Origin of the sequence: Streptomyces spinoverrucosus (genome assembly GCF_006539505.1) — a bacterium.
Classification (GTDB): Bacteria; Actinomycetota; Actinomycetes; order Streptomycetales; family Streptomycetaceae; genus Streptomyces; species Streptomyces spinoverrucosus.
Map to the genome: position 1 here is coordinate 19,797 of NZ_BJND01000032.1, position 17,203 is coordinate 36,999.

At 71.2% G+C, this 17,203-nt stretch carries 16 protein-coding genes; 5 read left to right on the top strand and 11 right to left on the bottom strand.

What is annotated here, in order from left to right; genetic code table 11:
- The first annotated feature begins 6 nt into the window (after positions 1 to 6).
- Entirely contained in the window at positions 7 to 1,128 is a 1,122-nt protein-coding gene (locus tag SSP24_RS21955) for an oxidoreductase (protein ID WP_141311393.1), read from the top strand.
- On the opposite strand, the gene SSP24_RS21960 is transcribed toward SSP24_RS21955, so the two are convergent.
- The 3 genes from SSP24_RS21960 to SSP24_RS21970 are packed head-to-tail and all read right to left on the bottom strand — an operon-like array spanning position 1,077 to position 3,921.
- The gene (locus tag SSP24_RS21960) at positions 1,077 to 2,264 is read right to left on the bottom strand and encodes a dipeptidase (RefSeq protein ID WP_141311394.1); all 1,188 of its coding nucleotides are present in this window, start codon (positions 2,262 to 2,264) and stop codon (positions 1,077 to 1,079) included. The two genes, SSP24_RS21955 and SSP24_RS21960, sit on opposite strands and share 52 nt — an antisense overlap.
- On the bottom strand, positions 2,261 to 2,785 hold the full coding sequence (gene purE / locus SSP24_RS21965) for a 5-(carboxyamino)imidazole ribonucleotide mutase (protein WP_141311395.1): 525 nt from the start codon (positions 2,783 to 2,785) through the stop codon (positions 2,261 to 2,263). Before purE ends, SSP24_RS21960 begins: the two co-directional genes overlap by 4 nt.
- Positions 2,782 to 3,921: a 5-(carboxyamino)imidazole ribonucleotide synthase gene (locus tag SSP24_RS21970; protein ID WP_141311396.1), complete on the bottom strand. Its 1,140-nt coding sequence runs from the start codon at positions 3,919 to 3,921 to the stop codon at positions 2,782 to 2,784. Before SSP24_RS21970 ends, purE begins: the two co-directional genes overlap by 4 nt.
- 164 nt (positions 3,922 to 4,085) lie before the next feature.
- Between SSP24_RS21970 and SSP24_RS21975 the strand changes: the two genes are divergently transcribed.
- Positions 4,086 to 4,589, top strand: a complete 504-nt coding sequence (locus tag SSP24_RS21975) for a GtrA family protein (RefSeq protein ID WP_141311397.1) — start codon at positions 4,086 to 4,088, stop codon at positions 4,587 to 4,589.
- 30 nt (positions 4,590 to 4,619) lie between these two features.
- Here the strand turns inward: SSP24_RS21975 and SSP24_RS21980 are convergent, their stop codons facing one another.
- The gene (locus tag SSP24_RS21980; RefSeq protein WP_141311398.1) at positions 4,620 to 5,888 is read right to left on the bottom strand and encodes a sensor histidine kinase; all 1,269 of its coding nucleotides are present in this window, start codon (positions 5,886 to 5,888) and stop codon (positions 4,620 to 4,622) included.
- Between the two features lie 50 nt (positions 5,889 to 5,938).
- Positions 5,939 to 6,616 (bottom strand): response regulator transcription factor, encoded by a 678-nt coding sequence (locus tag SSP24_RS21985; protein WP_141311399.1) that lies wholly within the window; start codon positions 6,614 to 6,616, stop codon positions 5,939 to 5,941.
- A 355-nt stretch (positions 6,617 to 6,971) separates the two neighbouring features.
- On the opposite strand from SSP24_RS21985, the gene SSP24_RS21990 reads away from it, so the two are divergent.
- Complete coding sequence (locus SSP24_RS21990) at positions 6,972 to 8,483, top strand: peptide MFS transporter (RefSeq protein ID WP_141311400.1); 1,512 nt, start codon at positions 6,972 to 6,974, stop codon at positions 8,481 to 8,483.
- Between the two features lie 105 nt (positions 8,484 to 8,588).
- Here the strand turns inward: SSP24_RS21990 and SSP24_RS21995 are convergent, their stop codons facing one another.
- From SSP24_RS21995 to SSP24_RS22020, 6 genes are all read right to left on the bottom strand, one after another.
- Positions 8,589 to 9,842: a hypothetical protein gene (locus SSP24_RS21995; RefSeq protein WP_373306761.1), complete on the bottom strand. Its 1,254-nt coding sequence runs from the start codon at positions 9,840 to 9,842 to the stop codon at positions 8,589 to 8,591.
- 35 nt (positions 9,843 to 9,877) lie between these two features.
- On the bottom strand, positions 9,878 to 10,924 hold the full coding sequence (locus SSP24_RS22000) for a hypothetical protein (protein ID WP_141311487.1): 1,047 nt from the start codon (positions 10,922 to 10,924) through the stop codon (positions 9,878 to 9,880).
- A 2-nt stretch (positions 10,925 to 10,926) separates the two neighbouring features.
- On the bottom strand, positions 10,927 to 11,781 hold the full coding sequence (locus SSP24_RS22005; protein ID WP_141311401.1) for a COG1470 family protein: 855 nt from the start codon (positions 11,779 to 11,781) through the stop codon (positions 10,927 to 10,929).
- A gap of 66 nt (positions 11,782 to 11,847) precedes the next feature.
- The gene (locus tag SSP24_RS22010) at positions 11,848 to 12,531 is read right to left on the bottom strand and encodes an LPXTG cell wall anchor domain-containing protein (RefSeq protein WP_174864685.1); all 684 of its coding nucleotides are present in this window, start codon (positions 12,529 to 12,531) and stop codon (positions 11,848 to 11,850) included.
- Between the two features lie 208 nt (positions 12,532 to 12,739).
- Positions 12,740 to 13,276 (bottom strand): ATP-binding protein, encoded by a 537-nt coding sequence (locus SSP24_RS22015; protein ID WP_141311402.1) that lies wholly within the window; start codon positions 13,274 to 13,276, stop codon positions 12,740 to 12,742.
- A 194-nt stretch (positions 13,277 to 13,470) separates the two neighbouring features.
- Entirely contained in the window at positions 13,471 to 13,854 is a 384-nt protein-coding gene (locus SSP24_RS22020) for an STAS domain-containing protein (protein WP_141311403.1), read from the bottom strand.
- A gap of 239 nt (positions 13,855 to 14,093) precedes the next feature.
- On the opposite strand from SSP24_RS22020, the gene SSP24_RS22025 reads away from it, so the two are divergent.
- Together SSP24_RS22025 and SSP24_RS44230 are read left to right on the top strand one after the other, a co-directional pair.
- Entirely contained in the window at positions 14,094 to 15,056 is a 963-nt protein-coding gene (locus SSP24_RS22025) for an RNA polymerase sigma factor SigF (protein WP_141311404.1), read from the top strand.
- Between the two features lie 210 nt (positions 15,057 to 15,266).
- Positions 15,267 to 17,198 (top strand): RICIN domain-containing protein, encoded by a 1,932-nt coding sequence (locus SSP24_RS44230; protein WP_229865766.1) that lies wholly within the window; start codon positions 15,267 to 15,269, stop codon positions 17,196 to 17,198.
- The last annotated feature ends 5 nt before the right edge of the window (positions 17,199 to 17,203 follow it).

Sequence of the window (17,203 nt, forward strand, 5' to 3'; positions counted from 1 at the left end):
CGGGGCATGACGCAGCCGACAGACACCTTCCAGCTGGGCCCGCTGGCCCTCCCCAACCGCCTCGTGATGGCCCCGCTCACCCGCAACCGCGCCGCCGCCGACGGCACCCCGACCCCGCTGATGGCCGAGTACTACGCCCAGCGCGCCTCCGCCGGGCTGATCATCGGCGAGGCCGCGACGCCGAACGCGGTCGGGCAGACGTACCCGAACATCACCGCCATCCACCGCCCCGAGCACGTGGCCGGGTGGCGGCAGGTCACGGACGCCGTCCGAAAGGCAGGCGGGCGGATGTTCCTGCAGCTTCAGCACGGCGGGCGGGTCGGCCACCCGGCGACCAGCGGCCACACGCCCGTCGCGCCCTCGCCGGTGCCGCTCCCGGAGACCATCTTCACGCCCGGCGGCCACCGGCCCTCCGTGGTCCCCCGGGAGATGACCGCCGAGGACATCCGCGCCACCGCCGCCGACTTCGCGGCCGCCGCGCGGGGCGCGGTCGACGCCGGTTTCGAGGGCGTCGAGGTGCACTCCGCCAACGGCCACCTGCTGCACCAGTTCCTCGCCGCCAACGTCAACCGGCGCACCGACGCCTACGGCGGCCCCGCCGCCCGGCGGATCCGGTTCGTGGTGGAGGTCGTCGAGGCGGTGGCCGACGCGATCGGGCCCGAGCGGGTGGGCCTGCGGGTCTCCCCCGGCAACACCGTCAACGGGATCCAGGAGGGCGAGACCGAGGTCATCTACCCGGAACTCGTGCGCGCGTTGCGCGGACTCGGCCTCGCCTATCTGCACATCGTCTTCGCCGACCCGGACTCGCCGGTGTACCGGCGGATCCGCGCGGACTGGCCGGGCACGCTCGTCGCCAACCCGGTGCTGGACGAGCTGACGACCGAGGCCGTCGACCGCGGTACCCGGCGGCTGCTGGCCTCCGGCGCCGAACTGGTCGCCCTGGGCCGCCCGTTCCTCGCCAATCCCGACCTGGTCACCCGGCTGCGGCGCGGGGCACCGCTGAACCCGATACGGGACCGCTACCTGATGTACGTGGGCGGGGCGACCGGCTACACCGACTACCCCGCCCTCGACGCTCACCCGTCGAGCGACTCGATGGTGGCGTTGGACGGTGCGCGCGTGGTCTGAAGGTCGCGGGCCACGTCCTCCGCCGCGCCCAGCACCCGCACCGCGTTCTGCCAGGTCAGCTTGGCCAGGTCGGACCTGGACCAGCCGCGGTCGAGCAGCTCCGCGATCAGGTTCGGGTAACCGGAGACGTCGTTCAGGCCCTCGGGGGTGAACGCGGTGCCGTCGTAATCGCCGCCGATCCCGAGGTGGTCGATGCCGGTCACCTCGCGCATGTGGTCGAGGTGGTCGGCGACGGTCGCCACCGTCGCGACCGGGCGCGGGTTGCGCTCCTCGAAGGCCCGGTGCACCTTCATCGCCTCGGCGGTGGTGTCGAGGTGGTGGAAGCCGTGGGCGCGCATGTTGTCGTCCGCCTCGGCCGTCCAGTCGACGGCGGCCTGGAGCACGAACTTCGGCACGAACGTCACCATGGCGACGCCCCCGTTGGCGGGCAGGCGTTCCAGGACGTCGTCGGGGATGTTGCGCGGGTGGTCGCAGATCGCGCGGGCGGAGGAGTGCGAGAAGATCACCGGCGCGGCGGTGGCGTCCAGCGCGTCCCGCATGGTCGTGGCGGCCACGTGCGAGAGGTCGACCAGCATGCCCTCGCGGTTCATCTCCCGCACCACCTCACGGCCGAAGGCCGACAGGCCGCCGACGTTCGGTTCGTCCGTCGCCGAGTCCGCCCACGCGATGTTGTCGTTGTGGGTGAGGGTCATGTAGCGGACGCCGAGCGCGTACAACGCCCGTAGCGTGGCGAGGGAGTTGGCGATGGAGTGGCCGCCTTCGGCGCCCATGAGGGAGGCGATACGGCCCTCCGCGCGCGCCGCCTCCATGTCCGCGGCCGTCCGGGCGGGCGCCAGGTCGCCCGGGTACCGGGCGAGCAACTGCCGTACGCAGTCGATCTGTTCCAGCGTCGCGGGCACCGCGTCGGGCAGGTCCGAGCGGACGTACACCGACCAGTACTGCGCCCCGACCCCGCCCTCGCGCAGCCGCGGGAGGTCGGTGTGCAGGTGGGCGCCCTGCGGGGCGGCGATGTCCCGGGCGTCGAGGTCGTAGCGGACCTGCTCGCGCAGCGCCCAGGGCAGGTCGTTGTGCCCGTCGACCACCGGGAACTCGCGCAGCAGTTCCCGTGCCGCCTCCAGTGAGCTCACCGCGGTCACTTCCCGAAGCCGAAGCCGCTGCCCGCGCCCTCGACCTTGGCGCGCAGCCGCTTGCCCTTCTCGGCGGCCTGGTCGTTCAGCTCCTGCTGGAAGTCCCGCATCCGGCCGAGGAGTTCCTCGTCGTGGGCGGCGAGGATACGGGCCGCGAGCAGTCCGGCGTTGCGGGCACCGGCGACCGAGACCGTGGCGACCGGCACACCGGCCGGCATCTGCACGATGGACAGCAGCGAGTCCATGCCGTCGAGGTACTTCAGCGGAACCGGGACGCCGATCACCGGCAGCGGGGTCACGGACGCGAGCATGCCGGGCAGATGGGCGGCGCCGCCCGCACCCGCGATGATCACCTTCAGTCCCCGGTCCGCGGCCTGCTCGCCGTACGTGATCATCTCGCGCGGCATCCGGTGCGCGGAGACGACGTCGACCTCGTAGGCGATCTCGAACTCGTCGAGCGCCTTGGCGGCGGCCTCCATGACGGGCCAGTCGGAGTCCGACCCCATGACGATGCCAACAACGGGGCTCATTCGGTGATCGTGCCTCTCAGGTAGCCGGCAGCGTGACGGGCGCGCTCCAGCACGTCGTCGAGGTCGTCGCCGTAGGTGTTGACGTGGCCGACCTTGCGGCCGGGCTTCACGTCCTTGCCGTACATGTGGATCTTCAGCTGGGGGTCGCGGGCCATGCAGTGCAGGTACGCGGAGTACATGTCGGGGTAGTCGCCGCCGAGGACGTTGACCATGACCGTCCACTTGGCGCGCGGGCGCGGGTCGCCGAGCGGGAGGTCCAGGACGGCCCGGACGTGGTTGGCGAACTGGGACGTGATCGCGCCGTCCTGGGTCCAGTGGCCCGAGTTGTGCGGGCGCATCGCCAGCTCGTTGACGAGGATGCGGCCGTCGCGGGTCTGGAACAGCTCGACGGCGAGGTGGCCGACGACGCCGAGTTCCTTGGCGATGCGCAGGGCCATCTCCTCGGCCTGGAGGGCGAGGGCCTCGTCGAGGTCGGGGGCGGGGGCGATGACCGTGTCGCAGACGCCGTTGACCTGCTGCGACTCAACCACCGGGTACGCGACGGCCTGGCCGTGCGGGGAGCGGACGACGTTCGCCGCGAGCTCCCGTACGAAGTCGACCTTCTCCTCGGCGAGCACGGGCACACCGGCGCGGAACGGCTCGGCGGCCTCCTCGACCGACTTCACCACCCACACGCCCTTGCCGTCGTAGCCACCGCGGACGGTCTTGAGCACGACGGGGAAGCCTTCACCCTCGGCGGCGAATGCGGCCACATCGGCCGGATCGCTCACGATGCGGTGGCGCGGGCACGGCACGCCGATCGCGTCGAGCTTCGCGCGCATCACGCCCTTGTCCTGGGCGTGCACCAGCGCGTCGGGCCCCGGGCGCACGGGGATGCCGTCCGCCTCCAGGGCGCGTAGGTGCTCGGTGGGTACGTGCTCGTGATCGAAGGTGATCACGTCGCAGCCGCGTGCGAAGGCGCGCAGCGTGTCCAGGTCGCGATAGTCGCCGATCACGACATCGCTGACCACCTGCGCCGCGGAATCCTGCGGAGTGTCACTGAGAAGCTTGAACCTGATGCCCAACGGGATACCCGCCTCGTGCGTCATACGCGCGAGCTGGCCCCCGCCGACCATGCCGACTACCGGGAACGTCACGCCCCCAGGGTATCGGCCACGCCAGGTCGGCCGGTTTCCACCTCTTTCGACGCCGTAACGACAGCTGTGACGCCGGCCGTGACGCCATACACAGGCGATCACAGAAGCGCGGTGGTTAGCATGGCGGGGTTGACGACATCGACCGACTGGGGGCCTGTACGACCATGGGACATGGTTCCTCAGGGCTGCGTAGGCTCGTGCACGAGGTCGCAAGGTTCGGTGCGGTGGGTGGCGCCGGTCTCCTCGTCAACCTCCTCGTGTTCAACCTGGTACGGCATGTGACCGACCTCCAGGTGGTGCGCGCCAGTGTGATCGCGACGGTCGTGGCGATCGCCTTCAATTACGTGGGTTTCCGCTACTTCACCTACCGCGACCGCGACAAGAGCGGCCGGACGAAGGAACTGACGCTGTTCCTGCTGTTCAGCGCGGCCGGTCTGGTGATCGAGAACGGTGTGCTGTACGCCGCGACGTACGGTTTCGGCTGGGACAGCCCGCTGCAGAGCAACATCTTCAAGTTCCTCGGCATCGGCGTCGCCACGCTGTTCCGGTTCTGGTCCTACCGGACCTGGGTTTTCCGGGCGCTGCCCGCCCGGGACGCCGTGGCGAGCGCGGAATCGTTCCTGGAGACCCCGGAGCCGGTACGGCCGCCGCAGCGGGCCCGGGTGTGACGCCGGGCGCGTACCCCTCTGCCCCCAGCGCTACCGGACCGTCCGCTCGTCCTCCGACGACTTCTTCACCGGCGTACGCGACAGGAACAGCCCGAAGACCGGCGGCATGGCCTGGAGCATCTCCAGGCGGCCCCCGTCGGCCTCCGCCAGGTCGCGGGCGACGGCCAGGCCGATGCCGGTCGAGTTGCGGCCGCTGATCGCGCGCTCGAAGATACGGGCGCCGAGGTCGGCCGGGACTCCGGGGCCCTCGTCGGTGACCTCGATGACCGCCTGGTTGCCGGTGACGCGGGTTCGCAGGGCGACCGTGCCGCCGCCGTGCATCAGGGAGTTCTCGATCAGCGCGGCCAGCACCTGGGCGACCGCGCCCGGCGTGCCCACCGCCTTCAGGTGCCGTTTGCCGGAGCTGACGATCGCGCGCCCGGCCTGGCGATAGGCCGGGCGCCACTCGGCGAGCTGCTGCTGGATCACCTCGTCGAGATCGAAGGTGACCGCGGAGCCGGTGCGCGGGTCGCGGCTGTTGGTCAGCAGCCTTTCGACGACGTCCGTGAGGCGTTCCACCTGCGCGAGCGCGATGGTCGCCTCCTCCTTCACGGTGGCCGGATCGTCGGTGAGGGTGATCTCCTCCAGCCGCATGGACAGCGCGGTGAGCGGGGTGCGCAGCTGGTGGGAGGCGTCGGCGGCGAGGCGCCGCTCGGCGGTGAGCATGCGGGCGATGCGTTCGGCGGAGGAGTCCAGGACGTCGGCGACACGGTCCAGTTCCGGGACGCCGTACCGCTTGTGGCGGGGCCGTGGGTCGCCGGAGCCGAGGCGTTCGGCGGTCTCGGCGAGGTCGGTGAGCGGTGAGGCGAGGCGGTTGGCCTGCCGTAGCGCGAGCAGGACGGCCGCGACGACCGCCATCAGCGCCACCGCGCCGATGATCAGCAGCGTCCGGCCGACCTCCCGGGTCACCAAGGAGCGCGGCTCCTGGACGGTGACCGTCTCGCCCTCCTCGCCCCGCCGGGTCGACTCGATGACGTCGCCGGACGGCTTCTGGCCGATCTCGATCGGCGGCTGGCCGGGGATGTGGACCACGGCGTACCGGTCGTCGCCGACCTGGTCGACGAGTATCTCGGAGGTGATCTCCTCGTCGCCGAGGATCCGGCTGTCGACGATGCCGGCCAGCCGCACCGCCTCGGACTCCACCCGCTCCTGGGCGCTGTTGGTGATCGTCCTGGTCTCGACCACGACGAGGGAGACGCCGAAGACGGCGATCACGACGAGCACCACGGCGAGCGTGGACTGGATCAGTCGGCGGCGCATGTCCTCTTACCCGTGTATTACCCGCGTCTCACCCGGCCGGGGGCGCGGCGCTAGCTTTTCTCGAAGCGGAAGCCCACGCCGCGGACGGTCGCGATGTAGCGGGGGTTCGCCGCGTCGTCGCCCAGCTTCTTGCGCAGCCAGGAGATGTGCATGTCGAGGGTCTTGGTGGACGACCACCAGGTGGTGTCCCAGACCTCGCGCATCAGCTGGTCGCGGGTGACGACCCGCCCGGCGTCCCGCACCAGGACCCGCAGCAGGTCGAACTCCTTGGCGGTGAGCTGAAGCTCCTCGTCGCCCATCCAGGCGCGGTGCGACTCCACGTCGATCCGCACCCCGTGCGTGGCGGGCGGCTGCTGGGGCTCGGCGGCACCGCGCCGCAGCAGGGCCCGGACCCGGGCGAGCAGCTCGGCCAGGCGGAACGGCTTGGTGACGTAGTCGTCGGCGCCGGCGTCCAGACCGACGACGGTGTCCACCTCGTCGGCGCGCGCGGTCAGGATGAGAATGGGCACGGTGTGGCCTTCGGCACGCAGTCGGCGGGCCACCTCCAGGCCGTCCATACCGGGCAGTCCGAGGTCCAGCACGACCAGGTCGACGCCGCCCTGGATGCCCGCGTCGAGCGCGGTGGGGCCGTCCTCACGCACCTCGACCTCGTAACCCTCCCGGCGCAGGGCGCGCGCCAGTGGCTCCGAGATGGAGGCGTCGTCCTCGGCGAGCAGTACACGGGTCATGAGGTGATGGTAGTCCGCCTGTGGCCGGAGCCGGGGGGCTATGGCCGGGCCAGGATTCTTACCCTGGGGTGCTTTGGTACGAACCTGGGTCTGCGGCGTGGGACTGTGTTGAGACCTTGGAAAGGGCGACTGTGGTTCCAGCGACACCTGTGATCCCTGTCTCAAGTCCTTCCATTTCCGGCAGTGTCCTGCCGTATGGTGATTGGACGCCTGTAGCAACCAAGGGGACCTTTGGCGGATGTCTTGACGCCGAAGGTCACTTTTGTGTGCGGGCCGGCTCAGGCCGGCCTCGAAAGGAATGACACCGGGCGCCCCAACACCTCTGGGAGCGCGTCCCGACCAGCAAGGATCGACCATGGCGTCCAGCCTGACGAAGGACTCGGCCTCCCCGGGCACCCCCGGTTCCGAGAAGACCTTCTTCGGCCACCCCCGCGGTATGGCCACGCTTTTCATGACGGAGATGTGGGAGCGCTTCTCCTGGTACGGAATGCGCGCCATCCTCACCCTCTACTTGATCGCGGGTGTCCTCGACGGCCCGCTGGCAGGCCGGGAAGCCCTGGCCGCCTCGATCTACGGTGTGTACAACGCGGTCGTGTACATGGCCGCCATGCCCGGTGGCTGGGTCGCGGACCGCCTCTGGGGTGCCCGCAAGGCCGTGCTCGTCGGCGGCATCGTCATCGCGGCCGGCCACTTCGTGCTGGCGATCCCCGCGGATGCGACCTTCTTCTTCGGCCTCGGCCTGATCGCGATCGGCACCGGCCTGCTGAAGCCGAACATCTCCGCGATGGTCGGCGGCCTCTACGAGGGCCAGTCCAGCGCCCGCCGTGACGCCGGCTTCACGCTCTTCTACATGGCGATCAACATCGGCGGCATGGTCGCCCCCCTGCTCGTCGGCTACCTCGGAGAGAACGTCAACTGGCACCTCGGCTTCGGTGTCGCCGGTGTCGGCATGACCCTCGCCGTCATCCAGTACGTCCTCGGCGGCCGCCACCTCGGCGACATCGGCAAGGAGCCCGGCACCCCGGCCTCCCCGGAGGAGAAGCGGGCCGCGCTGCGCAAGGTCGCGCTGTGGGGCGGCATCGCCGTCGCCGCGCTGGTCCTGGACATCGTGCTGGGGACGTACGACATCGAGCACATCGTCAACGTGCTCGCGGTCCTCGGCATCGTGGTCCCGATCGTCTACTTCGTGACGATGTACCGGAACCCGGCCCTGGCCAAGGAGGACAAGCCGAAGATCCAGGCCTTCGCCTGGTTCTTCGCCACCGCCGTGCTGTTCTGGATGATCTACGACCAGTCCGGTTCGCTGCTGACGATCTTCGCGGACGGCAAGACCGACCGCATGATCGGCGGCTGGGAGTTCCCGGCGTCCTGGTATCAGTCGGTGAACCCGGCCATGGTCATCGTGCTCGCCCCGATCTTCGCCGCACTGTGGGTGAAGCTGGCCCGGCGCAACCGCGAGCCCAGCACGCCCATGAAGTTCGCCCTGGCGATGCTCCTCATCGGTGGCTCGTTCGGCATTATGGGGCTGGCCGGCGCCGCCGCCGCGAACAGCGACACCGGTAAGGTCACCGTCTTCTGGCTGCTGAGCGTCTACCTGGTGCAGACCCTCGGCGAGATGTGCCTGTCGCCGGTGGGCCTGTCCCTGTCGACGAAGCTGGCGCCGAAGCAGTTCGTGGGCCAGATCATGGGTCTGTGGTTCCTGGCCACCGCGACGGGCAACGCCCTCAACGGTTGGACCACCAAGCTCAACGCGCCGCTGGGCGACGCGGTCTACTACACGATGTGGGGCCTCATCGCAGCCGCGGCCGGGCTGACCTTCATGATGGCGGGCCGCAAGATCCGCTCGCTGATGGGCGACGTGCGCTAGGCGCGCTGCCTGAGCCGACGGGGCCGCTGGGATCCATGTGGGTTTCAGCGGCCCCGTCGCTTTCTGTGGCTGTGCGCGGTTCCCCGCGCCCCCAAAGCAGGTCGGCTAGCGCGCCCTGCGTCCAGGCATGAACGTGAACACCGCGCCGCCCAGCAGGACCGCCGTGCCTGCCACCAGGCCCAGGGCCTTGAGGGTGCTCTGGTCGTCGGCGCCGGTTTCGGCGAGGCCGCCGTCCGGGGTCTTACCGCCGGAGGAGGAGCCGCCGCCCGAGGACGAGCCTCCTGATGCTCCGCCCTCCTGTTCCGTCGTGTCGAGGGTCAGCGAGACCTCGGTCTTCGCCGGGGTGCACGTCGTGGTCGTGCCCAGGGCCTCGATCGTCAGCACGCCCGGCGACAGGGTCGACTCACCGCTCGCGCCCGGCTTGTAGGTGCCGGTCAGGTCGGGGATCTCGATCGGGTCGCCCGCCTTGATCTCCTCGGCGTTGGTGGGCCCCTCGACATGGACCGTGCCCGTGTCGGCACCGCCCAGCACGACCTCCATCGACGGCTTCACCGAGTCCTTCGGGATGGTGGCGGGGCTGTCCATCACCGACTTCTTGAACTTCACGGTGAGATCGAAACTCCCGCCGTTCTTCCGGGCGTTGATCTGCACCGGCGAGGTGGCGTTCTTGTCGCCGATGGGCGTCTTGCACTCGTAGGGGACCTGGACCTCCTTGCCCGTGAAGTCGGTCTGCCCGGGCCCGGTCGCTGTGGGGCTGGGGGTGTCCGTCGGAGTACTCGTCGGTGGGGTCGTCGGCGTCGGGGATTCGCTCCCCGTGGGGTCGGGCGTCGGGCTCCCCGTACCCGAACCCCCGTCCTCGGGCGTGACATTGATGGTCGCCGCCGACTTCACCGCTTCCTGCGGAGCGCACTTCGTGTCCGTCGACAGGGCGTTGATGGCGTACGCGTCGGGTGTGAGCGTCACCGCGCCGGGTGTCGTCAGTTTCAGCGTGCCCTTCATGTCGGACAGCACCATGGCGCCGCCCTTGGGAATCGGCGGGTTCTCCCGCGGCCCCTGCATCGCGATGTCCGCGACCTGGGCGCCGGCCGCCTTCAGCGTGCCGCTCGGCTGCACCGAGTTCGCGGGCAGATCGACGATGTCGGGGTTCTTCGAGGCCGCCTGCACAAACGTCCAGACCACCTCCACTTCGTCGCCCACCTTCGCGGTCGCCGGTGCGCTGATCTCCACCGTCGTGGTGCCCTGAACCGGCGGCAGGCCGGAGATGGCGGGCGGGATGCACTCGGTCTGGTACGACACCTCGGCGGCCTGCGCGGGCACCGCGGCCAGGCCGAGCAGCAGCCCGGCGCCGCCCACCAGCATCACGAGGCCGGCCGGTGTGACTCTCCTTCGCGTTCTCACGTGGGTCCCTTTCTGAGCGGAGTCGTAGGACTCGGCGGGCTGTCGTCGTGCGGTGCGGAGAGCCGACCGGCCGTGCCCGGATCGGCGTCCGGGGTGAACCACGGCAGGGTCGAGTTCGAGGGTGCGGGTGCTGGCTGACGGGGGCTCACGTAGCGGACGGACAGGCGTCGGTGGCGGACGCCGCCCGGCCGGGGCGGCCGTACCCGGTCCACCACGGCCATCCCGGCGCGGAACACCGCCGCGGGCACCACCAGGCACACCAGGACCCAGAACAGCGTCACGCCCCAGGGCCGCCCCACGGCCCACGGCTGCTCGGCGAGGACCTTCCCGCCGTACTTCAGCGAGACGGTGTAGTCCCCGTGCGCCCCCGCCGCCAGCTCGACCGGCAGCCGGATCTGCGCCTTGCGGCCCGGCTCGATCGTGCCGCGCCACTGCCGTTCCTCCCACTCGGGCGCGAACACGCCGTGCGAGGTGCCGATCTGGAAGACGGGGTTCTTGATCGCCGAGGTGCCGACGTTGCCGACGGTGAAGACGAGGGTGCGGGCGGGCGATGCGCCGAACCAGGTCAACAGGCCGCTGGAGCCGTCGAGCCGGGTGTCGTTGAGCACCGACAGGCGTCCGCCGGCCGGTTCGGCGGGCAGCGGTTCGACGGCGTGCCCGGCGACCTGGAAGACGGCGTCGGCCTGCGCCTTGGGGCCGGTGACGGTGGCGACGTGCACGACACAAGGGCACGGCACGGGCGGCTCGGCGACCGGCAGCTCCTTGCGGAACCGGCCCTCGGCGTCGGTGGTGACGGCCCGGCCGTCCGCGTTGGCGCAGGAGTTGGTGCCACCGATCACGCCCCGGGACGGCACGGACTGCCCGCAGATCAGGATCATGAGCAGCGTCCGCGCCCGCCACCCGCTCCCGGTCACGGTGACCGAACCGCCGGTCCCCGCCTGCGCCGTGGACAGCTTTACGCTCGGCCCGTCGGCGGCGACGGCGGGCGCGGGCACGACAGGCAGTAGCAGCAGCGCCGCGAACGCCGAGACCACAAACCGCATCCTCACGTCGCCGCTCCCGTCAACTCGGCCTGTTCGCGTGCAGATTCGCGCGCGGGTTCGGGGGTCCTGGGGCGCCTTCGTCGTCGTACGACCGCCAGAGCCGCCGTGCCGACGGCGAGGGCGCCGCCCGCCGCCACCCCGCCCCACGGCACGAACCGCGCCGACGCCCGCGCGGTGTCCCGCGCCCCGCCCGTCGCGCTCACCGTCAGCCGTACGTCGACCGCGTCCAGCGCGGGCCGGTCGGGCCAGGGTTCGGTCAGGTGGAGGCGGCGGCCCGGGGGGAGTTCGACTTCGAGGGTGCGCGGGGCGCGGTCGAGGAGGGTGCCGAAGACGCCGTCGACGTGCACGGAGAGGGTGGGTACGAGGTCGGTGGTGCCGCGGTTGACGAGGTCGTATGTGATGCGGTCACCGCGTACGGCGACCTTCTCGACGGTGAGTGCGGACAGCTCGGGGCCGCCGATCCGGAGCAGCAGGGGCACGCTCTCGGACCTTCCGTCGCCGTCCCGTACGACGATCGACCCCGGACGGTCGCCGGGCGCGGCCCGCTCGGGCACGGCCACGGTGAACGGGATGTCGGCGCGGGTGCGGGCGGGCACGCGTATCTCGGCGTCGGCGAAGGTGACCGGGACGCCGGTGCCGCTCAGCCGTACGTCGACCGGGTGCGATGTGCGGTTCGTCACGGAGACCGTGTCCCGCAGGGCCGTGCCGGGCGCGCCCTCGGCGTAGAAGGAGGGGCGGCCGCCACCGGCGGGCGCGACGGACCAGCCCTCGTCCGCCGCGGTCGCCGCCGGGGCGGCGCACAGCAGGGCGAGGAACGAGAGGCATACGGCACGGGCGGCACGGGTGGGATACGACATCGGCGGCTCCAGCGGTCGTACTCCGGGGTGGTCGGCGACGGACAGCTGCCGCCTGCTTGCGGTGGCTCAGCGGCGTACCCGCACCGGCTGGTTCCGTCGCGTCAGCCACAGCGCGCCCGCCGCGCCTGCCAGCAGGACCGTTCCGCCGAGGGTGCCGAGGGCGATCGCGGAGTCCTCGGGGCCGGTCTGCGGGAGCTGACCGCCGGAGTCGCCGCCGCCCTGGGGCGCTCCCCCGCCGGCCGACGCGGTGACGTCGAGCGTGAGGGACGGCCCGGGGTCGTTGCTCGGGGTGCAGGTCGTCGTCGTACCGAGGGCCTTGATGGTGAGCACGCCCGCCGTGAAGGTGACCTTGCCGGTCTTCTTCGGGGTGTAGGTGCCCGACAGGTCGTTGATCTTGATGGGGGTGTCGGCGGGGATCGCGGCCTGGTTGGCGGGGCCGGTGACGGTCAGCGTGCCGCTGTCGGCGCCGCCCAGCTGGATCGTGGCGCTGGGGTTCATCGCGCCCTTGCCGAGTTCGACCGGGCTGGAGGAGACGCCCTTCTGCCAGGACATGGTGATCTTGTAGTTGGAGCCGCTCCTGACGCCCTTGATGTCGATCGGCGAGACGGCACTCTTGTCGCCGATCGGCGTCTTGCACTGGTAGTTGACGTCGACGACCTCGGCGTGGGCCGTGGGAGCGGCCATCAGTACAGCCGCGCCGGCCAGGGCGGCGGCCGACGTGAGCGCGACGGTTCGCTTCTGGTACGACACGGTCCCCTCATTCCTGACGGCACATCAGATTGGCCGTCAAGGTACGCCGGGGGAGATAAGAGGGGAAGACGCGGGGCGTGTTGGAAGTGTGGGGATGTGAAACGTCCCTAAGGGGCGCGGGGCTGTGCCATATATGCGGCTCTGCCGCGTGGGCGCGATCAACCACCGAGGACCCGCAGCCGACGTACTGGATGAACCCCAACGGCGCTTACGCGGGCGCCCCCAACTCCGCCCACACCTTCTTACCGGCCACCCCAGGAGCCCGTACAACCCCCCAATCCAGACAAAGCCGCTGCACGATGAACATCCCATGCCCCCCGGGCCGCCCCGCCCGATGCGGCGTCCGCGGCGCCGGCTGCCCCGCCCCCCGGTCGGAGACCTCGATCCGGATCACCTTGTTGTCGCAGGTGACGACCATCTCGTCCGGCCCCTCCGCATGGAGACACGCGTTGGTGACCAACTCGGACACGACGAGCAGCACATCCTCGGCGGCGGCCCGCTGATCCGCGGTCGCCGCCGGGAGCCAGCCCCACGCGTACAGCGCCTGGCGGGCGAAGTCGCGGGCCAGCGGCACGACACCGCTCTCGCCCTCGAAGGCCAGTCTGCGGACCTGCCGCGCCCCCGACGACACGGCCGCGTCCCCCTCGGACGCCCCGGTCCCTGGAACGCCCCCCTCGGACGCCCCGGAAGCGCCGCCGGGCTCCGGGCCGCGGTCGCCCGGCGAGTAGGGCCGGGTGGTGCTCATCAGCGCTTCACCTCACCGATTCACCAGTTCACGATTCAAGAGTTCAGTTACGAATAGGTCGGTGCTCAGTACTCAGTGTCCGCGCCCTCGGTCACGATTGCCGCCGACATGTTCAGGATGTCTCCTGCCCGACCCGTCCAGCGGAACACCCCCCACTTCGGCACGGCCCGGCGCTGCGGACACCCCCAACGCGCTCAGTCGGCCTCGTCCTCGCCGGACAGGGCCGCCTCGACCGTGTCATGCACGGTGAAGACCGCCTCCGCGCCTGTGATCTCGAACACACGAGCCACCACCGGCTGCATCCCAGCGAGGTGCACCCCACCCCCGGCGTCCTCCGCCTTCAGGCGGGCGCCGAGCAGCACATTGAGTCCCGTGGAGTCGCAGAACTCCAGCCGCGAGCAGTCCACGACCAGACGGCTGAATCCCTTGGCGAGGCATGCGTCGAGTGGTTCGCGCAACAGCTCGGCGGTGTGGTGATCCAGCTCACCCGCCGGAGTCACGACGGCACTAGAGCCCTGTTCGCGCACCTCCACCAGAAGCCGGCCCGACTGTGCGCTGCCGACCGTCCCGTGGTCCATGCCGTCTCTCTCTCCCGAGGTCGTGGCTGCTGACGTTCGCCCTCGAACACTACGCCTTCCGTACGCCCTTCGACAGCCGAACATCCGCCCAGAATCGGACATATGCCCACAGAACGCACTTGCGATCGACTTGCGAAAGCGGGTAGGGCTAGTAGAGACACGTAACCAACACGGCCGGCTTTGGAGGCGCCGCACACCGCAGTGCACGTACTGGCTTCGGCAGCCTTATGCCGAGAACGATGGAGGACATCATGTCACCCCGGCTCGACGCATCGCATACCCGGACGGCGACGTCGACACCACCTTCGGAACATCTGGATCCCATCGCGCAGGACAGCGAGACGTTCACGGAGACGTTCGCGGCCCAGGAGGACGCCCTCGGCGTCCCGGACGACGTACTGGCCGGACTTCCGGAGATCCCCCCGTACGACGAGGTCGGTCCCGTCGATGCGCGGGCCCTGTCCAAGACCCTCTTCGAGCGGCTGGAATCGCTCGAGGAAGGCACGCACGAATACTCCTACGTGCGCAACACGCTCGTCGAACTCAACCTCGCCCTGGTCAAGTTCGCAGCCTCCCGCTTCCGCTCCCGCAGCGAGCCGATGGAGGACATCATCCAGGTCGGCACCATCGGCCTCATCAAGGCGATCGACCGTTTCGAACTCAGCCGTGGCGTCGAGTTCCCCACCTTCGCCATGCCAACCATCATCGGCGAGATCAAGCGTTTCTTTCGTGACACCTCGTGGTCCGTGCGCGTCCCGCGCCGGCTGCAGGAGCTCCGGCTCGACCTGGCCAAGGCCGGCGACGAGCTGGCCCAGCAGCTCGACCGCGCGCCGACGGTGGCGGAACTGGCTGAGCGACTGGGGCTGTCCCACGACGAGGTCGTCGAGGGCATGGCCGCGTCCAACGCCTACACCGCCTCCTCGCTGGACGCGCAGCCCGAGGAGGACGACAGCGAGGGCGCCCTCGCGGACCGGATCGGCTACGAGGACCACGGGATCGAGGGCATCGAGTACGTCGAGTCCCTCAAGCCCCTGATCGCCGAACTGCCGCACCGGGACCGGAAGATCCTCTCCCTCCGTTTCGTCGCCAACATGACCCAGTCGGAGATCGGCGACGAGCTGGGCATCTCGCAGATGCATGTGTCGCGGTTGCTGTCGCGGACGTTGGGGCGGTTGCGCAAGGGGTTGACCGTCGAGGAGTGACGCCGGTTGAGGCGTTGGGCCGGTCAAGGTGTGACGTCGGCCCGCAAAGGCTTCCCGTCCGGCGCCCGTTGGGTGCCGGACGAGCCTTTTCATTACCCTGAGTAACACCTTTCCCCGCAGGCCCCTCTGCACCACTATGGGCAGCCTCCAAACCGGCCGGTACGTCAGGGACTTGGCCGGGCTCCGGCGGGGACGCGAGGAGGCGGGTGGATGGCTCGGCCCGAGGGGACCGACAACGACGCGACGGACGGCCTGCATTCCGGCGCGTCCGACGCACGGCTGACCGCACTGCTGCGCGCCGACACCGCCGTCGCCTACCCGGCGCTGAAGGAACTGCGCGCCCGCCACCGCGCGTCGGTCCTCACCTACGCCCGGCTGTGCACGACCGGCGACTCGGCGGCGCGCCAGCTGGCGGCCCAGGCGTTCACCCTGGCGGCCCGGGAGACGGCACGCGGCACCGACCCGGCTGTTCCCTGGCGGCACCAACTCCTGCTGCTGATCGGCCGGGTGGCCGGGACCTGGGCCGAGGGCGACCGCTCGGCCGCGCTTGACGCTGGCCTGCTCCTGGTCCTCAACACGGCCGGCCCCGACGGGCCCGTACCGCCCATGCTCGCCGCGTACCGGACGCTGCCGGTCCGCAGCCGTGGCCTCATCTGGTACGGCGTCGTGGAGCAGGAGAGCGTCGAGCGGACCGCCGTACTGCTGGGCATCACCCGCGAGGACGTGACCTACGGGACCGAACCGGCGCTGGGCGCGCTCGGCCGGTCCCTGCTGCGGGCCCGGCTGGCCGCCTCCGACGACCCCGACTGCCAGGACTTCCGGCGGCTGATCGAGGAGTCGGTACGGCCGGACACGCCCCGGCACAGCCCCGACCTGGTGGCCCACATGGCGCGCTGCCCGCACTGCACCACCGCGTACGAGGAGCTGACCGCCCTGCGCGACACCCCGCGCACGGCGCTGGCCGAGGGACTGACGCCGTGGGCGGGCGCGGCGTACGCGGCGCGGATCGGCGGGGGAGCGGGCGGGGAAGGCCGTAGGGCGTGGGAGCGATCCGGCGAGCCGGGGGTGGCGGGGCGTGCTGCGCGGGGGTGGTCCGGCGGACTGGGCACGGGAGGACGTACCGCTCGGGGCTGGTCCGGCGGACGGGGCACGGGCGGCCGTATCGCGCGGAAACGATCCGGCCGACGCGGCGCGGGCGGCCGTAACGCGCGAGGCTGGTCCGGCGAATCCGGCGCGGGAAGCCGTACCGCGCAAGGCTGGTCAGGCGAACCCGGCGCGGGAAGCCGTACCGCGCAAGGCTGGTCCGGCGAACCCGGCGCGGAAGGCCATGCCGCGCAAGGCTGGTCAGGCGAATCGAGGGCGGTGGGCCGTACGGCGTGGGAGCGATCCGGCGAACCCGGCGCGGGCGGCCGTGCCGCGCGCGAGCGGAACTGGCCGCCGTCCCGGCGGGTCGCGTTGGCCTCGGCGGGACTGGGAGTGGCGCTCACTCCGCTGCTGTTCTTCCTGCTGTCCCCGGGCGACTCCCCCGCCGAGAACGCCTCGAACCGGATCACTGCCGCGCCGCCGCCCGCGGTGACGGTGACCGCGACGGTGCCGGCGCCCCCGGCATCCCCGTCGCCCTCGAAGACCTCCAAGTCGTCCTCCCCGACGGCGAGTCCGTCGCCGTCGCGGACGACCCAGCCGCCGAAGCCGTCCCCCACCCCGCCGCCGCCCCCGGCCACGCACCCGCCGGGCAGCGCCTATGCGCAGGTCGTGAACGTCGCCTCGGGGCTGTGCCTGGACATCCGGGGCGGGGTCCTGGACAAGGGCGTGGACGTGGTCACGGCGCCCTGCTCACCGGACGCCACCCAGCGCTGGCGGGTCGACGCCGGGCGGGGCGTGCTGCAGTCGGCCGCCGACCCGGACTACTGCCTGGACAGCCGTGGCTCCACGGACCGCGGCGTGGGCATCTGGACCTGCTCCTCCGTGGAGGGGAGGAACGCGCAGAACCTGAAGTTCGTGGTCGACGACGCCGGGCTGATCCGGCCCGCGATCGCCGTGGAGACGGCGGTGACGCCGGACGGCGGGGACGGGCTGGAGTTCCGGTCGCTGGACGACTCGAACGGAGACTCGGACCAGCGGTGGCGGGCGGGGGCCGCCTGACACCG